Below are 19592 nucleotides of genomic sequence, written 5' to 3' on the forward strand. Positions count from 1 at the left end.
CGGTATCTCATTCGGTGTATCTACATCTGTACAAGAAGTTACGGTCGATCAATACGGTGAGACGCCTGTAAAATCGATTATGAAAGGTCGTAAGGCTGAGACGACTGTACCGTTCGCATTGCACGATCTGAAACGATTATCAAAAGTAATGCCGAACTCTAAATTCGTAGAGAATGGCGACAAGCAAGCGTTATTCGTATCTGCGCAAGCGGGCTTCGATATGTTATCGACTGCGAAGAAAATGGTTATTAAACCGACTGCGCCTGACACTACGCCGAATGACTGGATCACTGTACCAAACGCAGCGGCGTCAGCTGATCCTGATTATACGTTCGATCCTGACAACGAGCGTATCGCAAATATTACGTTCAATGCGTTCCCTGAGGCTGACGGCACTCTATATATCTTAGGTGACGAAACTGTCAAGGAAAAAGAAACGGTAAAGGCTTCGGTAACTAAATAAGTGTGACAAATCGGGACTAGGGCTGCGGCTCTAGTCTTTTTTGTCGTTTATCGGCGTTTATGTTCTTGTAAAGCGCATTTTTGTGTTTTTGTCAAACCTGACAAGGAGGAAGATATATGCTTAGAAAAATCACCAATGTTTTTACAAAGAAAGAAGCGAATACGGCGATGCTAGCGCCTGACACGTTAACGCTAGGTACGAAGAAGGTTCGTATCAGAAAGGTTACGCCGAAAGAGTTCAAAGAGTTGATCGCCGTATCAGGTAACGTTCCGAATCTTATCATTCAAGTGATCAACGCACCTGCGGATCAGTACGCTGCATATGCGATCGCGGCCGTAGAAGCTGCGACAGACGACTTCGTAACGATCACTTCGCAATTAACGGGTATCGATGTTGAATACCTGCAAGGCGAAGTGGGAATGTCGGAGGTCATAGAATACCTCGTACAAATGGTTAAATACAACGATTTAGAGCGTATGGTAAAAAACCTTCTAAGCCTGTTACCAAAAGCGAAGAAGACAGAGGAAACGACGGAGACGATCGAAGCTACGACGGAAGCCTAGACGATCCCTTCGAAGATTTCTTACTCGAAATGGCCTCGGTAATGGGCGTTACACAAAGACAGATCGAAGAAGACTATTACCTTATCGATCTTGCTGCGTATGCTGAGAAATCAAGAAATCGAAAAGCTACGCGCAAACTGGATCTACTAACGATCATAAATGCTAGAAACCTAGAGCAAAAAGAGTACCGCGAATTAATCCGCACATGGACGAGAGAAGCAGGAATCAAACCGAAAGCAGAAAAGTTCAATCGTAGCAAATTCGAAGAGCTACGAGCACTATCGTAAAGGAGCGTGGTTGTATGGCAGCAAATGCAGGCGAAGTACGGGCGCGGCTCGTACTCGATAACGCTCAGTTTAGACAGGGCGTAAGTCAAGCAAGACAAGATATGCAGGGATTAAATCAGAATGCGCAATCATCTTCGCAGGGTATGTCGGCGTTAAGTAAGGCGTCGGCAGCCGCAGGGGTTGCCGTAGTAGCTGCGGTCGGATCATCGGTCAAAGCAGCGGCAAACTTCGAACAGTCAATGGCGAAGGTTAAAGCGATATCAGGAGCAACGGACGAAGAATTCAAACAGTTAAACGCAACTGCGAAGCACTTAGGTGCGACGACGCAGTTCAGCGCCTCGCAAGCGGCGGACGGTTTGGCGTTCTTATCTTTAGCGGGATTCAAGGCGCAAGATAGTATCGACGCAATGCCTGCCGTATTAAACTTAGCGGCTGCGGGTGCTATCGATCTAGGATCTGCGGCAGATATCGCATCTAATATCATGACAGGTTTCGGACTATCCGCGAAAGATACGGGATTCGCGGCGGACGTGTTAGCGAAGACCTTCACGACTGCAAATACCGACATGAATCAGTTAGGTATGGCGATGAAATACGTCGCACCAGTAGCGAAGTCGTTAGGTTGGGATATCACCGATGCAGCGACGGCAGTAGCGAAAATGTCCGATGCGGGTATTCAAGGATCGCAAGCGGGTACGTCTTTACGTGCTGCGTTACTATCGTTAGCGAATCCAACGGGACAAACACAAAAAGCATTCGAGAAGTTAGGTATTTCCGTAGTAGATGCAAACGGACAATTCAAACCACTTCCCGAATTGATCGGTCATATTAGTTCGAAAATGCAGGGCATGACGGACGCACAAAAAACTGTAACGGCTGCGCAATTAGTAGGTACGGAAGCATCAGCAGGATTCCTCGCATTATTAGATCAAGGACAAGGATCGTTACAAGCGTACAAAACGGCGCTAGAGCAATCGGGCGGAACGGCGGAACGTATCGCAAAAGTACAACAAGATACTCTTATCGGAGCATGGACGCAAGTTAAGTCGGCAGCGGAAGGCTTAGCGATCGGAATCGGCGAGGCTTTATTACCTGCGTTTACTTCGTTAGCACAAGGCGCGACGACTCTTATCGGAGCACTAGCCGAAATCGATCCGCGATTCGTGGCGGCAGGTTTAGCGGCTGCGGGAACGGCTGCGGGGTTAATGATCTTCGTAACAAATATCGGTAAAGTTGTATCGGCATTAAACGTACTGCGTCTCGCAATGGTTGCGAATCCATATACGTTAGCTATCGGAGCGGTAGCGGCTGCGGTTGGCGGTCTCACGTACATGTTATCAGGTGCGAAGGACAAGACCGAAGAGTACAAAGAAGTCAACATGGACACGTATAAATCGTTAGGCGAGCAATCTAGATCACTAGAAGATACCGCAAATCAGTACGACAAGCTGAAAAACAAGGTCGGCTTATCTTCCGAAGAGTTACTTCGCTATCGTGATCTACAAACGGAAATACAACGAGTCGAAGATCCCGAAACTAAGAAGCGATTACAACAAGAATTGCAAGGACTTCGAGATAAGACGAAAGCGAGCAACGACGAAATCGATAAGACGATTCAACTATCTGACGATCTTATCAGTAAAGCACCGCAAACGGCGCAAGCATACAGTACAACGGGACAAGCGATCGCAGAAAATACGGACGCAGCTCGCGAACTTGTAAAAGCGCTAAAAGAGAAGCAGCAAATCGAACTAGCGCAGCAGATCGCACAAGGCTATAAAAATCAGGTCAAGGATCTGCAAGACTACAAGAAAGCCGTAGACGAAGGTAACGAGGCGATCGGTAGGCGTAAGCAACTACAAGATAGCGTCGATATGTTACAGAATCGCGTTAACGAGCGTGAGAAAGAGTATAAGCAGCACGTAAAAGAGGGTAACGAAGTGCAAGCGTTCTTCGCTGAACGAAAGTTAAATAATGCGAAAAAGAGTCTAGAAGCTGCGCAAGAAGAGCAGCGAGCGAACGAGCAAACGATACAACAATCGCGCGCCGCTATCATGGACTTAGATACAAAACAAGCGAAGCTCGAAAACGCCGTACAAATTCGTATTCAAGAGCAAATGGCACAAGCAGGCGTCGCGGCAAAATCAGGCGAAGAGATCGCAGCACTCGACAAAGCTATCGCAGGTCATAATAAAAAGCTAGAAGCACTAGAGAAGGTGAAGAACTCGCAGGACGGTCTTAACGATAAGCAGCAGGAAGAGTACGACAATCACCTTAAATCGAAGGAAGCTGCGGAGAAGGCGAAGCAAGTTATCGAAGAAACGCGAGCGAATCACGCAAAGAACACCGAAGAGATCAAGAAGCAAAAAGAAGAGTACGGCAAACTTAACGAAGAGGCAGGAAAGCCCGTCGATAAAGAGGTCAATCTTAAAAAGGAGAAAGCCGAAGCCGATAACAAGAAGTTAGAAGACGACATCAAGAAGAAGGCGGACAAAGAGGCGGGACTAGATCCTTCGGAAGCCGAAAAGAAAAACGCCGACTTGAAAAAGAAAGTCGAAGAGCAGGCGAACAAGAAAGTCGATGTCGAGAAGTCGGAGGCCGATGCGAAGGTCAAGCAGCTCGATAAAGACGCAACTGCGAAGAAAGTCAAAGAAGTACAGGCGAATACCGCACCCGCTAACAAAGATATTAAGGATACTGACAAGTTAGCGACCGAAAAGAAGATCAAAGAAGTACAAGCAAATACCGCACCCGCTAAAAGGGACATTAAAGACGTCGATAAAGCGGCAACCGAGAAGAAAATAAAAGAGGTTCTCGCTAACAATGCGCCCGCAATGAGGACGATCAGCGATACCGACAAGAAGGCAATGGAAGCGAAAACGAAGCAGATTAACGCTGACGCATCGAAGGCGAAGAGTGAAGTAAGCGACCTAGATAGCAAGGCTACCGCACCAAAAACGAAACGAATTTCGCTAGAGTGGCTAGGTAACCTAAATCCGCTGAAATACTTCCATTCAGGCGGTACAGTAGGTGCGTCACCTTCGAATAGATCTACGAGACCGAAGTATCATAACGGCGGTAATCCTCGCGGACTAGTCGGAAGAGGTGCGAAGTTCGACGAAGTAGATGCGCGACTACTTAAAAACGAAATGGTACTAACGCAAGCTCAGCAGGCGAATTTATTCAACTTTATTCGTACTGCGAATCGACCTACTACGGTAGCCGCGTTTAGTCAAGAGAAGCCGCAGCAAGGTGGTGGAGGCGATCGCCGAGTAACGAATAACTTCCAAATCGCTGAATTACATGTGCGTGAAGAGGCGGACGTGGAGCGCATTGCAGCGGAATTAAAGCGCATGGAACGAGCGAAAGAAAGATCGAGGGGGAGATAGAATGTCATTCATCTATAGAGGACGACACGCAAGCAGATACATGTTAGTAAATACGATCGAGCGGGATCTACTACCGCAAAAAACCGCAAATCTATTAAAAGCGTCGGGTAAAATCGGCGCTTACGATTTCGGATCAGAAACGGACGTAATGCGTTATAACGTTGTCGCTACGATAACGGCAGATACGGAATTAGAGCGAGAAACGAAGCTAGATGACATTCGGCGTTGGTTAAACGTACCTGACGGCGAATTAATCTTCGATTTTAAGAATCACGTAAGTTACACGGCAAAGCTCGACGGATCAACGCCTATAACGCCAATTGGAACAAGCTGCATGATTCAATTCACATTACTATGTTCTGATCCAGTAGGTGACGGACTAGAGAAAGAATATAATATAGAGCGCGGAAATATGAAAACCGAAGTCGTGAACGACGGAACGGCCGAAGCGTATCCGAACGTACGTATTACATTCGCCGAAGATACACCGACAGTTTCCGTTATCGGAAAGGATTATGCGGTAACTGCGGGACAAGCGCCTGACTACAATAAACAGACAGTTCCATACGAAGAGCGTGTTTTATACGACGAGCTGATCGATGTACGACAATGGACGGATGCGAGCGAGATTTACGACGGGATCGTGTACGGTACATTCGAAAGTAACGGCTATCTATTCCACCAAAAGGGGTGGGACTACGGCGGAAACAAAGACAAGCCCGAAGATCGCTTCGCAGGTTGGCACGGCGCATCTATGTATCGTAACATTCCTGAGCCGATCGATAACTTTATGGTCGAGCTGCATTCTACGTTTAGATCGTGGGATCGCCGAGACATGGGAAGAGTCGGATTCTATCTACTAGATCAGAACGGCCGCAAGTTCGGTAATGCGCATCTAAACGATGTTACATGGCTTAAAACGCAGCAAATTGCGACAGTTAAGTTCGGCGACAATAAGAACGGTATCGCGATGGTTTACGATCGCGGCGGCTTCGATGGGGTTTGGTCTGAATGGAATAACGGAATTATCCGATTCGGACGCAAAGAACGCAAGGGCTACGTTACATGGTTTACGTACTTTGCGTTACAAGATGCGAAAACAGGACGATTCCATACCGAACTATATCGAGAGTATGCGGATTACACAGGGCGATACCTTAACAAATTAGCAGGCATACAACTCGAAACATCGGCGCTAGGTAATGGCGACAAACGCTACTACATGACGTTAGATCACATCAACGTATACAAGTACAACGAGAATCAACGCGAGCAGGTTAACGATATGGCGTTTAAGCGAGGCGACACGTTAGAGGTCGATATGGCTTCGGCGTCTATCTACAAAAACGGACTTCTAGCAAATGATATGTTAGATCCGTCTAGTGATTTCTTTAGCATTCCGACGGGACGATCAGAGATTGCGATCTACCCACCATCGGCAGGTGAAACAAGCATCAAATTCACAAATCGATATCTATAACCTAAAAATGCGAGTCTGTCAAATTACGATAGGCTCGCGTTTATGTATATGTGGGGATTCCACGGAAAGGCGGGATAAAATGACAAACGATGTTAACAACATGATTATCGTAACGGATCAATACAGAAGACAATTAACGATCCTTACGAATCACCTACCGAAGACGCCGCAGTTTTTCGAAGACGGCCACTTCGAGCAGTTAGACGGACTACTAACATATGAGTTTAGTACGCTAGCAAGCGATCCTGACACAAAACACTTAGTCGCAGGAAATAACGTAATCGTACGAAACAAAGATCGTAAACTCATGTTATTTACGATTATTCGTACGGTAGAAGAGCGAAAAGACAACAAGTATGTGCGTCGAGTATTCGCAGAAAATGCGGCCGTAGATGATCTATACAACCATATCGTAGACGGTCAAGCACTAGTCGCAGTTACGGCGAAAGATGCAGCGGAGAAAGTACTAGCGGGTACAGGTTGGAAACTAGGTATCGTAGATTATGCGGGACTACAAAATGTCAATCTACACGAATATCCTACCGCACTAGCTGCGTTACATCAGATTCGCGATCAGTACGGTTTAGAAATGGAATTCACCGTTTCATTTATGGGTATGAAAGTGCGAGATCGTTTCGTACATCTAGTTAAGCGACGCGGTAACGTTACTGGGAAGCGATTCACGTACGGAAAGGATCTAACAGGTGTAACGCGAGAAGTAGATCGATCAGATATCGCAACCGCGATTATTCCAATCGGTAAAGCTGACGAGACAGGGAAGCGCCTGACGATCGAAGCATTCGAGAATATCCACGACGGCTATGTATCACCTAAAGGGCAGAAATGGGTAGGCGACGAACACGCGATGCAGCTATATGGAAAGAACGGAAAGCACCTATTCAAGCGCTTAGATTTAAATAGCGTGGATAATGAGTATGAGTTAATGAAAAAGGCAGTAGAAGAGCTAAAACGCGTTAAGCAGCCACGAGCAACATACGAAGTTAGCGTCTTATTACTGGAATCGTTAACGGGCTATGAGCATGAAAAGGTACGTCTAGGCGATACGATCTTAGTAAAAGATACAATGTTCGAGCCTGCTCTCGCAGTTAATGCGCGCGTTATCGCAATCTACCGATCATATACGAATCCTGCGAAAGACTACGTATTACTGGGCGAATTCGTACCGCTAGTGATCGATAAGAATAGACAAATCGAAGCGATTCAAGAAACGATTAATCAAAATATGACGAAGTGGGAGCAAGGCGGCGAAGTCGTTTATAAGAGCGCCACTGAGCCACTACCTAGCAAGAGAACACCCGATATGCTATGGCTAGATACTTCTCAGCGTCCCAACGTTATGAAACGTTGGGACGCTGAGAAAAAACTATGGGTTAATGCGTCAGTAACTACACCGCAGGAGATCGGAGCAGAAACGCCCGAAGGAGCGCAGAAGAAAGCGGACAAAGCCGAAGGGACTGCAATCGCAGAAGCAGCGGAAGACGCGGCGATCAAAGCGAAGAAGGCCGAAGAAAAGGCGATCGAAGTAGCCGAAGAAATGGACGAAGAGATTAAGATCGAAATGAAGTCATATGTCGAAGGACTAACGGAAGAAGTCGAAGCCGAAGTCAAGAAACATGCGGATCAAAAGGCGAAAGACGCCGAACTGAATGCGAAACTATTCGCGGAAGGTTATGCGGAAAAAGAGTGGCATTACGGTGAAACACCGCCCGAAGATCTCACGCAGATATGGTTCGATATGTCAAGTACACCAAACAAGATCCGCAAGTATAACGAAAAAACAAAGAAATGGGAAGCAGCTTCGCCAACATCGCCGAAGGATATCGGAGCGGAAACACCTGCGGAAACATTGAAGAAGGCACAGGACGAAGCGAAGAAGGCACAAGATACAGCGATCAAGCAAGCCGAAGAAATGGACAGGGCGATCAAGACAGAAGCCGAAAGGATCGCTAAAGAAGCCGAAGGAGCAGCGAAGAAGCATACGGACGAAGTTACGAAGCAAGTCGAAGAAGCGTTAAAACAAGATGCTGATACAAAAGCGAATGCAGCGAGAGACGCAGCGATTAAAACGGCGAAAGAACTAGACGCAGCCTTGAAAACAGAAGCCGAAAGACTGGCGCAGCAGGCACAAAAAGAAGCAAATGCACATACGGACGAAGTAACGAAACAAGTCGAAGAGGCACTAAAGCAAGATTCGAAAAACAAGGCAGATGCAGCAAAGCAAGGCGCATTGACTGAAGCCGATAATCGTATTCTAGCAGCTCGTAAGGAAGCCGAAAAGAATGCGAAAACAGAGGCAGAAAGACTGGCGGAAGAAGCACGCAAGAAAGCCGAAGAAGCCGCGGCAGCAGATGCAAAGAAAAAGGCAGATGCAGCGCAGAAAGCGGCAGAAGAAAGGGCAGCGAAAGAACTAGGGGACAGAATCGCAGGTTTATCGAATGTCGGCCGCAACTTACTACTAGGTACAAAGGGCGTAACGCATATCGTAAAAGACGGTGCTACAAAAGATCATACGTACTTTAAATTCGCAGATTATGCGATCAAGGATATTCAAGGGAAGCCGCTAACGGTATCACTAAAAGTGTCGGGTAAGGTAGCGACGATCGGCAATACAAATCCGTGGATCGGTATGGAAGTAAGGATCGATTATGTAGATGGAACATCGCAATACATCAGCGGTAGAGGCGAGAAGATTATAAAACCAAACGTCGAATATAGTCGCCTTTTACTATCGGGGACAGGTAGCGTATTCGATAAACCGATCAAATCACTATCCGCGTATGTATTGGCTCGCGACTTTACAGGCGGGACAATTACGTTAGAAGAATTCAAAGTCGGGATCGGTACAATGGCGACCGACTACGACCAACCACGAGAAGAAGAGCTACAAGAAGTACGAGACACTATCGGATCAGCAAGCGGTCAAAACTTAGCGTTAAATAGTGCTGCGAAATTAGGTTGGTTGGGTTGGTCGGCTACACAAACAGGAGTCACTGATAAATGGACGATCGGAACTACTGGCGCATTAAACGGGTTTACGCACGTATTCCGATTAATAAATAAACAACCTTCAACGGCCGAAAACTTCTTAATCAATACAATTCCAGTCGCAAACGCTCGAATCTTAGGGAATAAAGTACAGTTCGGCGGGTGGGTTTATACCCACTCAATGACAACGGGCGGTATTCGTTTCTATGCGAGATTCCGAGGTATGGACAAAGACGGAAAAGAGATCATGAAGTACGCAAACGCAGGCGCAGCAAACGACATTCGCGGCCGCGGGTGGGAATGGATTACGTTCGAATTTAACGACTGGGCAGGAATGACAAGCCTCGACGAAGTTCGAATCACGGCGAACTGTCTAAAAGGATCTAACGGCGAGGCTTGCGTCACTGGCGTAATGATGAAAGTAAGCGAGGTATCTTCACAATGGACGCCATCACCGCTAGATTTCGAAGAGCTAGCAAGCGACGCGGGTGTTCTCACAAAGGGTACGTTATCCGCTGAAAGATTATACGGACAAACGATCGATGGGAATAAAGCAAACTTCGTAAACCTTAATGCTAGCAACATTAGTACAGGTACGTTAAACGCAGAACGTATCGGAGCAAATTCGATTAATGCCTCGAAGCTGCAAGCGAATTCCGTTACGGCTGAAAAAATCGCAGCGAATGCGGTCACGGTAGACAAACTCGCAGCAAATTCGATCAACGCTTCGAAGTTACAGGCGAATTCCGTAACCGTAGATAAGATCGCAGCAAATGCGGTTACTGCTGATAAGGTTGCGGCGAACGCGATCACGACGGACAAGCTGCATGTACTAGCGAAAAGTCTAGTCGCTAACACTTCGATAACTGGAAATGATTCTACAGGGTGGCAAGTATCGAAACATGCGACATCTACGGTAAACCTTCGAGGATCTGAAAATATGGGTGATGTTCTTGTCCATACGTTCACGACGACGGAGCACGATACACCTACGCTATATCATTCAGAGTTTTTCGAAGTAGATCCAAACCAAACATACAAATTCAGTATCGGAATGTTTGTCGAGAAGAACGAGAGAGAAGGATCGCAGTACTTCGGTGTACAAGCATACGACAAGAATAAAAAGGAACTTCCGATGCAGCCGCTAAATCCAACTAACGGCGCACTAAGCGGAACACCTCGTACGAATCCGTATTTTTGGTCAGGATTGGGTACGGTTGGACAGTGGCAGTTCATGGACGGTTATGCGGTAGCTTCGCAATCAGACGGAAACGAAGCGCCACAAGGTAGAAACATACAGTCGTCATATCGAATGCACCACGCTACAAAGTACTTACGTATGCGATTCTATAGCGGGTATTATCCGAAAGCGAAGAACAAAGCAGCGTCTATTTTATGGCATTCACCTTCGGTTACTGCGGTAGATAGCGGCGCAATCGTAGCGGATCGTATTACGGCAGGTAAGATCGATGCGAACAAAGTAGACGTTGTGAACTTAAAAGCGAATAACATTACGTCGGGTACTATGACTGCTGATCGAATTAATGGCGGTACGATCAACGCAGCGAATACGAATATTATCAACTTAAATGCAGGTAATATCACGAGCGGTACGATCGATGCAGCGAAGATCGGCGTTACGAATCTAAAGGCGGAGAATATTACGTCAGGGATTCTAAACGCAGCTAGAATCGGGGCGAACGCAATTAATGCAGACAAACTTGCAGCGAATGCAGTAACGGCAGCAAAGATCGCAGCGGATTCGATCACTACCGATAAGATTGCGGCGGCGGGTATCTCAGCAGATAAGATCACGTCGGGTACAATCGATGCACGTAAGATTACTGTAATCGGAATTAATGCGGCAAACATTACATCGGGTACAATCGACGCAGCGAAGATCGGTGTTACGAATCTAAAGGCGGAGAATATTACGTCAGGTATCTTAAATGCAGGTCGTATCGGAGCTAAGTCGATATCCGTCGATAAGCTAACCGTAGGTGATTTTACAAATATGTGCCCTAATCCGAATTTCGATAGAGGGTCGGGCGCAGAGTGGAACGGAATAACTGTCAAGGCATGGAATGCTACGGGAATCCCTGCGGGATCACCAACCCCTAACGTCGGGTCTATGAAAGATAGAAGAGACGCAACATGCGGGCAATTAATCCCAGTTAACGGCGGCGATCGTTTTCTGATCGAATATTCATCGTGTCATATCAGCGGCAACAATCAATTCGCAGTCGGGTTCTTCGTATTCGATCAAAATAGAACGGTATTTAATTACCCTGCTATACGACGCAATGCGGGCGGTTGGTCGAAGATGTCGGGCGAAATTCAACTACCTGATAACGCTAGATATATACAAGTATGGACGCAGATTAATGCAACGGAAAAGCACGGCGAGTGGGTGTTTACTGACGTAACGATCCGACGAATGACTGACAACAAACTACTCGTAAACGGATCTGTACATGCAAGTAAAATCGCAGCAAATGCGGTTACTTCTGATAAAGTGGCAGCGAATGCGGTAACTGCGGATAAGATTGCAGCCAATGCCGTTAACGCTTCGAAGATCGCAGCAGGTTCGATCACTACCGATAAAATCGCAGCAGCAGGGATTACGGCGGATAAAATCACGTCAGGTATTCTCGATGCGAATAAGGTACAAGTACGAAACCTAAGCGCAGCCGTTATCACTTCGGGAACGATGTCGGCGGATCGTATTACGGGCGGAACGATTAACGCTAACAATACGAATATCATTAACTTAAAGGCGCAGAACATCGCGTCAGGTACGATAAACGCCGATAACGTAACGATCAGTAACGGACGTGTAACGATCGGTAAGGATGGTGTACAAGTAACACAAGCCGACTTCCTAGTGAAAGACGCGAAGACAGGGTTTACACATTCTCTACAATCGCAAACCAACCTGATTGCCGACCACTCATTCGAAATGTTATCGGCGGACGGCGATATATGGAATCAATGTTATAGATTCATTAACTGGGAATTCATTACCGAGAATGATCGTTACGGTAGATGGGCTAGAGTCGGTTCACCTCGTATGATCGACGGATACAACACGGATGTACCCGAAGGATCAAGCGCATTCGGACGAAAGGCCGTCCTAGTTAATTCGAGCGCTTACGTATATCAAGACATCGATGCGAAGGCTAACACAAAGTATACGATATCATTCCACGCGAGTAAGCCGTTTTATATCGGAGCAGGTGCGCCACAAGTACAAGTCGAGTATGTCAAGAATGGTAGTGTCATAGGGTCGGAAGTTAAAAACTTCGCCATACCTTCGACGCCTGCGGGAGAGTTCGTACGTTATGGATTCACCGTAACCACGCCATCAACACTAAATCACGAGAGAACGAACAGGATTCGCCTACGTTTCCGTGTAAATGGCGGTGAACATGCGTTAATCGACGGCGTACAGGCGGTTCAAGGAGATAAGGCCGTACCTTACGATTCAGAAGATAGTCTATGGGTGATGTCAAATGGACACTTATCACCCGTTCGTATGCACCTTCGAAATCTTATGATGCAAGGTAATACGCGAGTAGAGGGCGGCGGATTAAGTATCGCAGGTCGAAACGCAAACGGCGTAGGTCTTGAAATGTCTGAACGTCTTCGTATATGGGGAAATAACCCAATCGAAGTTCGTCAAAGCCACGTAGAGGCTATGGGATATCGTTGTATTGATTCACGTCCTGCGGGGGTTGATCGCATGATATGGGTCGGTTGGCACGATCAGGCGGGTAACGCAATCTACGTATATATCGGCGGTTCGTGGAAAGTCGCAGTAAGACTATAACCAAAATAGAGGGCGGTCTAGCGTTTATGTTCGTGAGGCGCTAGATTCGCCTTAAATACAATCATGGAGGTACGCATATGACACAACAAACAACAATACAAGAAGACGGCGTTATTAAGTTGCCTCACGAGATCGTACGAAGAACGGGCGTATTGCCTGACATGGAAATGAGCATCGAAGGAGATCCATCGGGAACGATCACACTACGACCAAAAAAGCAGCGCCGAGACTTCTGCCAATCGTGTTTTAAAACGATCAGCACGATCAACTGGTCGGGAATTCGCGTATGTCGTGAATGCTACACAAAATTAACAGGTCGTATATGGGTAGATCCAACGCCCGAAGAAATCGAGCGCATTATTAAGGGTGAGCCTGCAAGACTACGATATTACGTTGTCTATGAGCAATTACGAGAGCTAGACGAAATCGAGCGGCTATACGGTGAGCCATTGCCGTACGACGAGTTATATTGGTTTCTTCGACTTAGAAATCGTACGCCTATTGCTATGATTCACGGTGATTACACGGATTTATACGAGGAACTAGTACCATCTCTAGAAAAGCGAGAAAAAGAGCGTATCGCAGCATTAGAAGCATTTAGCGATAAGTACAGATTAGATCTTCGAGGCGCAAGGGAACGCGACTCATTCGGAATTGCTACACATCTAAATTGGAGACTATCGAACGACGAGTTTCTAGAACTACGTAAAATTATGGGAGGTAATGCGTAATGTCACAAGTACACATCGACGTAAATCACGATAATATCAGAAACGATCTAGCATTACAGATCGCAAGTTTAACGACGGATAAAGCGATCTTGTCCGAGCAGGTGCGAGTACTAGCTAACGATAAATTAAATTTAGAGGTACGAGTACAGAAGCTAGAGGCGGAACGATCCGCAGTTAACGCCGCGAAAGAGCCTTCGCAACCTATGACGGAAGTAATCGACGCACCACAAACACCCGAAATTTAACGAGAGATAGGGCGGTAAATTACCGCTCTTTTTCTTTTTGGATAATTTAGCAATCTGCGAAAGGGGGTGCGTGAGTATGACGGCAGAAGCAAGGGAAATGACGCTAGCCGACGTTATCTTCAAGCAGCAGCAATTAGAGCGAGAGATCGCAAAGCTGCGAGAGGTTACGTATGACACGAAGCAAGAGGCGGAGGAAGCGCATAGAAAGATCGCCGTACTAGAAAGGCGTATGGACGAAATAAACGCCCTCCTGATCGAATTAACGAAGTCTAGTGTTAAGCAAGGCGAGAAGATCGATAACTTCGATAAGAAGCAAGATGTTTTCATGTCGAATCAAATGCAGTTAGTCAAATGGTTCGTAGTGATTATCATTGCGATCTTAACGGTACTAGGCGGCCTAGTCGGAATAAAACTCGCAGTTCCGATCTAAATACGGGACGATCCGCGTTTATGTACATGTAGGGCGGCTCACTCGTTCTATAAAAATCAAATAGGGGGGAATTTAAATGACAAACGTAGATGTAGTAATCGACGCAGGACACGGAGCGCACGATAGCGGCGCAGTAGGAAACGGATTGCTAGAGAAAGAGCGAGCGTTAACACTATCGCACATGCTAAACGAAGAACTTCAAGCGAACGGTGTTAGTACGTATATGACTCGTACGACGGACGTATTCGTAACGTTGTCTGGCCGAGCTAAAATGGCAAACGATCGAGGCGCAAAGGTATTCATTTCGAATCACCTCAATTCTTCGGACAATCCTAGCGCATTAGGGTACGAGTCATTCGTATACAACCGTAATGACGCCCGTACGAATCAGCTACAAGACTTACTTCATGCGGAAGCGATGAAAGTACTAGCGCCTTTAGGTTTCCGAGATCGTGGTAAGAAAACGGCAAATCTTGCAGTAGTTCGCGAAACTAATATGCCCGCAGTTTTAACAGAGAACGGATTCATCAGCAACGCGTCAGACATGGCACATATCCATAAAAACGAAGTGCTACGAAAGTTAGCGCAAGGATATGCAAAAGCAATTTGTACGTTCTTAGGTAAGAGCTACAAAGGCAGTGGGAACACTGGCAGCAGCACATGGCAACCAACGCCACCACCAACGAGCGGCGGTGGATCTTCGCAGCAAGGTATCGGAACAATTACGATCAATGGCGAAGGCGTTCGAATCCGTACAGGTGCGGGCACAAACTATCCATTCAAACGATACATTCCGAAGAACGTTTATATCGTATTGGCTATGGAAAACGGTTGGGCTTGCGTAGGTAATGGCGAATGGGTATACGCTGATCCATCGTACACAACGTTAAAACTATACGGACAACAACCGCAAGCAGTAACAGGCGTTGTATACGTTACAGGTACTAACGTACGTGTTCGTAAAGGCGCGGGCACTAACTACGAGGTCGTTAAGCACATCAATAGCGGCTCATTCAAAGTATGGGGAATCGTAGGCGACTGGGCTTGCGTCGGTACAGACGAATGGATCAAATTAGATCCGTCATACACACGTTTCGTACGTGACTAATAAACGAAAGAGGCGATCATATGTTAAAAAAAATCGGTAATAAGCTATACTTCCGAAAGCTAAAAGCTCGTCTACTTAACAAAGGGACGTTGCTAGCGTTAGTAGCGTTCCTAGTTAAGCAAGGACTGGCATACGGCTATATTCCAACGCAGGAAGTCGCAGACAGTATCGTAACGTTGGCGGATTGGTTAACGACTGTCCTGATCGGTCTAGGCATCATTAATAACGCATCGATCGGTAGCGGTTACGGTGATAAACCTAGCGAGGCCGTAACGTTCTTAGGCGCGAATGAGCGTTGGCAGCACGCACAAATTACGAAAATCGATCAAGATTTAACCGAACGCGGGCTAGGCTAGGCGTTTATGTACATGTAAGGGTTGTGGCGATCCTTATTGCATGGTAGTTTGTGGCAAACTGCCGCGCGGCTTATTCTTATTCTTCATAAAACATCTATCTCCAAAAACTGCGACAACGTTGCGCCCTACTGACGAAGCTCTAGGGCGTTTCGTTTTGTTTTTAAAAAGGCTTTGAATAGGGTACGTGAAATTATTACGTAACCTGCGTAAAATAATAATAGACAATTTCACGATATCACTTTAGCGCTAAATTAACAAATATGAATGTAGCAAAAAACGACGAAAGAGGGTATTCGATGATTATCGATATATTAATAGGAAAATTCTCGATATTAATAGTCGGAAACGTAGTCTATGAAATTATAAAAGAAAGAAGGAAAGAGAAATGAAAAATTACAAAATTGAAACGTTCAGGAGATCACTAAAAGTAGCAGTATGTCTAGCTTTTATGTATTACGCACTTGTGTTATTCTCGAAAGCAATAGTAGCAACGATGTAGAGCGATCAGCGGCGATCGCTCTTTTTTATTGCGAAAAACGCGTTGGTTGCAGTCCGAAGTTGCAGGGTCATTGCATGGCAAAAACTACGCAGCAGGGCAATATTTCGACGAGATTCCCGACGGTGCAACTTTTTCATTGACAATACGGCGATATCGGTGTATTCTAGTTTTAGGCAAAGAAAAAACCGCCAACGATTGCAGTCGCTAGCGGTAAAGGTAAAGCCTAAATATCAAATTAAAAATATAAAGAATATAAAGAGTAACAACGTACTCTATATAATTCGTAAAGCCGTTGGCGCGGCAGAACGAAACCTACCACGATTATACTACATATATCCCCGTAGGTAAAGAGGCGTTGTTATATAAGGAGAATATTTATTATGACAAACGCAACTACAAACAAACACTACATGAGCGAATACGCTAATTTATCGCAATTCGATTCTATCGAAGCAATGGACGAGACGATCGCAATTGCTAAAAGTTACCACGCTGAAGAGTTAAGTTATACGCAAATGGAAGTTCTAGACTTCATCGCACAACATGCGGTTAAGGTCGTAGGCGTAGCGAAACTACTCGTAAAAACTATCGCAGGTGCAGTCGGCAAATCAATCCGTACAATTAACTACGCAACTAAGAAACTAGAAGATCTAGGAATCTTGTACAAAGTCGAGACTCGCCGAAAGAAATCAGGCGGACTAGGCGCAAATGTATATGTATTTTCAAACGCTATTGCAGAGTCAGTTGCAGGATCAGTTGCAGAGCGACCATGTGACGAAATCCCTTGCGAGAGTAAGGACGAGCAGCCGAAAATCGAAAGTGAAACTCTTTCTAAAACCCCAGTTAAAACCTTAAACAATAAAACATTAAAAGACTTCGAAAAGAATAACAATACTAATCTAGTTAAAGATCAAGAAGTAGGGGAAGTCGAACTATTTGCAGATACACCACAATGTTTACGAACTGCATACGCAGGTTTAGAAAATGATCTAGGCAATAAACTAACAAAAGATATTATTCTAGCATTCAAAAATAGCGGACTATCTCAAAAGACAGAATGGACACTACAAGAGCTTTGTATACAAGACTGCTTATTTTCTACGGAATTAGGAAACCGCATAAGAGATTGTGTAATTAGGCACCGTAACGGCGATATACATACGACACTAGGCGGCTATATTTATACTACTGCGTTAGAAATGTTTAAGAATCGCTTAACTATGATCGAAGCGCCTATCGTTGATCCTAACAAAGAACTAGATCTATTTAACAACGAAATTGCAAATATATTAAAAAACGCGAAGATTGAGCAGCCTACCTTCGTAATGCCTAACGTTTATGGTAACGTACATATAGTTCCAAACGACTTCAATAACGACTACCTACCGTATTGACTATAAATCTATACATTTCGCTACACTTTTTTGGTATTATGTATTCAACAGATGTAAATTATGCAAAATACTACCGTTGACTATATTGCGCTAAAATATCAAATGTAGTATAATGTAGTTAACGATAGTTAAATATATTAATTTGGTGGGGGTCATACACATGGCGGTAGATTATATCGGCGTAGAGGCTGCGAATTCGTTCGTAAAAGTTGCATCAGTAAACGAAGATTTATGCTATTTGAACACATCGCGAAGAGTGGAATCATTCGAAGATACAACAGGGCTAACGGTTTATACATACGAAGGCGTACGATACGTTATCGGTGAAGAAGAGAGCGCAAGCAGTAGCGCAAGAAATGATGATCGTTATTCTAGCGCGGGATATCGTACAGAAACGATCCTAGCAGTAGCGCAACTAGTTAAAGACGGAAGCGAAGTTGTTATCGGCACGGGACTTCCTAGCGAAGATTATAAAAACGAAGAGAATCACGAAAAGGTAAAACGTAATTTGATCGGAAAACATACGGTTAAGATCAATGACATAGAAAAGACATTCGAAGTAGTTCGCGTTTATACGCCTATGCAGCCGATCGGATCGGTAGTAAATCGCATTTATGATTACAACCTAAAGATCCGTAAAGGTATGGAATGGGAAAAAGATGCGCGTAAACTAGTAATCGATATCGGGTTCGGTACTACTGACGTATGCGAAGCGAAAGGATTACGCACAATACGTTACGACGGCGTACAAGTCGGAATGATGGAAGCAAACCGCATCATTAAAGACGAGCTTACGAAACAGGGCGCTAGAGGTATCGTATCATTCTTGCATATGGACAGCCTGTTACGAAGTGCTAAACGTGAATACATTAAAGACGAATTCACCGACAAGGAAGTCTTATCGAAAGTAATAATTGAGACGGGCGGTAAAGAGTACGATATTAAAGATATTATGGAACAAGCGCTAGAATATACGGCACGTACTGTAATGCAGCGTGTAGATAATTTAGGCTATGTGTTAAAAGACTATGACGTAGTACTATTCACGGGCGGTAGCTTACTAGCATTACACGAATACATTAAACCGTACTTAACAGGCGTTAACACGAAAGCAGAACAAGGCGCACAAACGGCAAACGCTAAAGGCTACGCAAAATATGCGATGGTTCAAGACGTGAAAGCAGCGGTTTAACTAAGGGGGGTTACTAATGGCTATCAAGCAGCATTCTTTCAAGGCGGACTCGTCAAAACCCGACGAAAAGATGATTAATGATTTTCTCGAAGGCAAGCCAACGCAGTACCATATAATAGAAGCAATGAAGATTTACGTTAGGATAGAGAACGCAAAACAGGCGGCAATTGAAAAGATGATTGCAAATATGCAAACAGGACTATTCGCGCAACCTAGCGAACAAGCACCACAAGAAGCGCCGAAAGCTAATGACGCAATTAAAGAATTCGACCTCTAATTTAATATAAAAATGACGAAAAGGCGATATCGTTAAGGTGTCGTCTTTTTTGTTGGGCGAAACATAATACGACAAGCGTTTATGTACGTAAAGGTATCGAAAAAAAGGAGGGGATTTACAACAATGGTTAAAAACGATTTATTCGGCGGTTACGTCAATATCACGGGGACGGGTTTCGATAATGAAATACGCGTCGAAGTTAAGACCGACAAGGGCTACAAGTACGTACAGGTAGACGAACAGGTGTTTTACAAAATGCTCGAAGAAAATCTACACGTAAAGGTCGTGGCGTCATGATTAAAATAACAATAGTCGCCTTTGTAGCGGCAGTATTGTCGGCGGG

General features: G+C 45.3%; 15 protein-coding genes. All 15 read left to right on the forward strand.

Features of this window, described 5'->3' with window-relative positions; genetic code table 11:
• Window positions 1-463, forward strand: a 463-nt coding sequence (locus tag ACQGSG_RS05755; RefSeq protein WP_426947074.1) for a hypothetical protein, incomplete at its 5' end; no start/stop codon positions are given.
• Window positions 464-579: 116 nt separating this feature from the next.
• Window positions 580-1026: a hypothetical protein gene (locus tag ACQGSG_RS05760; RefSeq protein ID WP_317188229.1), complete on the forward strand. Its 447-nt coding sequence runs from the start codon at window positions 580-582 to the stop codon at window positions 1024-1026.
• A 29-nt stretch (window positions 1027-1055) separates the two neighbouring features.
• Window positions 1056-1313 carry a hypothetical protein gene (locus ACQGSG_RS05765; protein ID WP_325842846.1) on the forward strand — a complete coding sequence of 86 codons (258 nt, stop codon included), beginning with the start codon at window positions 1056-1058 and terminating at the stop codon, window positions 1311-1313.
• 14 nt (window positions 1314-1327) lie between these two features.
• Window positions 1328-4702, forward strand: a complete 3375-nt coding sequence (locus tag ACQGSG_RS05770) for a phage tail tape measure protein (protein ID WP_214632208.1) — start codon at window positions 1328-1330, stop codon at window positions 4700-4702.
• Window position 4703: 1 nt separating this feature from the next.
• Window positions 4704-6182 carry a distal tail protein Dit gene (locus ACQGSG_RS05775; RefSeq protein WP_325842845.1) on the forward strand — a complete coding sequence of 493 codons (1479 nt, stop codon included), beginning with the start codon at window positions 4704-4706 and terminating at the stop codon, window positions 6180-6182.
• A 79-nt stretch (window positions 6183-6261) separates the two neighbouring features.
• A complete protein-coding gene (locus ACQGSG_RS05780; protein WP_346264952.1) occupies window positions 6262-13017 on the forward strand; it encodes a phage tail spike protein in 6756 nt (2251 codons plus the stop codon).
• Window positions 13018-13094: 77 nt separating this feature from the next.
• On the forward strand, window positions 13095-13748 hold the full coding sequence (locus ACQGSG_RS05785; protein ID WP_317188140.1) for a hypothetical protein: 654 nt from the start codon (window positions 13095-13097) through the stop codon (window positions 13746-13748).
• A gap of 89 nt (window positions 13749-13837) precedes the next feature.
• Entirely contained in the window at window positions 13838-13993 is a 156-nt protein-coding gene (locus ACQGSG_RS05790) for a hypothetical protein (protein WP_266009560.1), read from the forward strand.
• A gap of 76 nt (window positions 13994-14069) precedes the next feature.
• The gene (locus tag ACQGSG_RS05795; RefSeq protein WP_325842827.1) at window positions 14070-14423 is read left to right on the forward strand and encodes a hypothetical protein; all 354 of its coding nucleotides are present in this window, start codon (window positions 14070-14072) and stop codon (window positions 14421-14423) included.
• Between the two features lie 76 nt (window positions 14424-14499).
• Window positions 14500-15531: an N-acetylmuramoyl-L-alanine amidase gene (locus ACQGSG_RS05800; RefSeq protein ID WP_266009561.1), complete on the forward strand. Its 1032-nt coding sequence runs from the start codon at window positions 14500-14502 to the stop codon at window positions 15529-15531.
• Window positions 15532-15551: 20 nt separating this feature from the next.
• Entirely contained in the window at window positions 15552-15887 is a 336-nt protein-coding gene (locus ACQGSG_RS05805) for a hypothetical protein (RefSeq protein ID WP_266009562.1), read from the forward strand.
• A gap of 879 nt (window positions 15888-16766) precedes the next feature.
• A complete protein-coding gene (locus ACQGSG_RS05810; protein ID WP_325842828.1) occupies window positions 16767-17780 on the forward strand; it encodes a helix-turn-helix domain-containing protein in 1014 nt (337 codons plus the stop codon).
• A 160-nt stretch (window positions 17781-17940) separates the two neighbouring features.
• The gene (locus ACQGSG_RS05815; RefSeq protein ID WP_325842829.1) at window positions 17941-18972 is read left to right on the forward strand and encodes a ParM/StbA family protein; all 1032 of its coding nucleotides are present in this window, start codon (window positions 17941-17943) and stop codon (window positions 18970-18972) included.
• A 16-nt stretch (window positions 18973-18988) separates the two neighbouring features.
• Window positions 18989-19249 (forward strand): hypothetical protein, encoded by a 261-nt coding sequence (locus tag ACQGSG_RS05820; RefSeq protein ID WP_266009565.1) that lies wholly within the window; start codon window positions 18989-18991, stop codon window positions 19247-19249.
• Window positions 19250-19372: 123 nt separating this feature from the next.
• Complete coding sequence (locus ACQGSG_RS05825) at window positions 19373-19546, forward strand: hypothetical protein (protein WP_266009566.1); 174 nt, start codon at window positions 19373-19375, stop codon at window positions 19544-19546.
• Window positions 19547-19592 lie beyond the last annotated feature (46 nt).

It is taken from the genome of Bacillus sp. GMa5/1 (genome assembly GCF_050172015.1).
GTDB classification, from domain to species: Bacteria; Bacillota; Bacilli; order Bacillales; family Bacillaceae_G; genus Bacillus_A; species Bacillus_A cereus.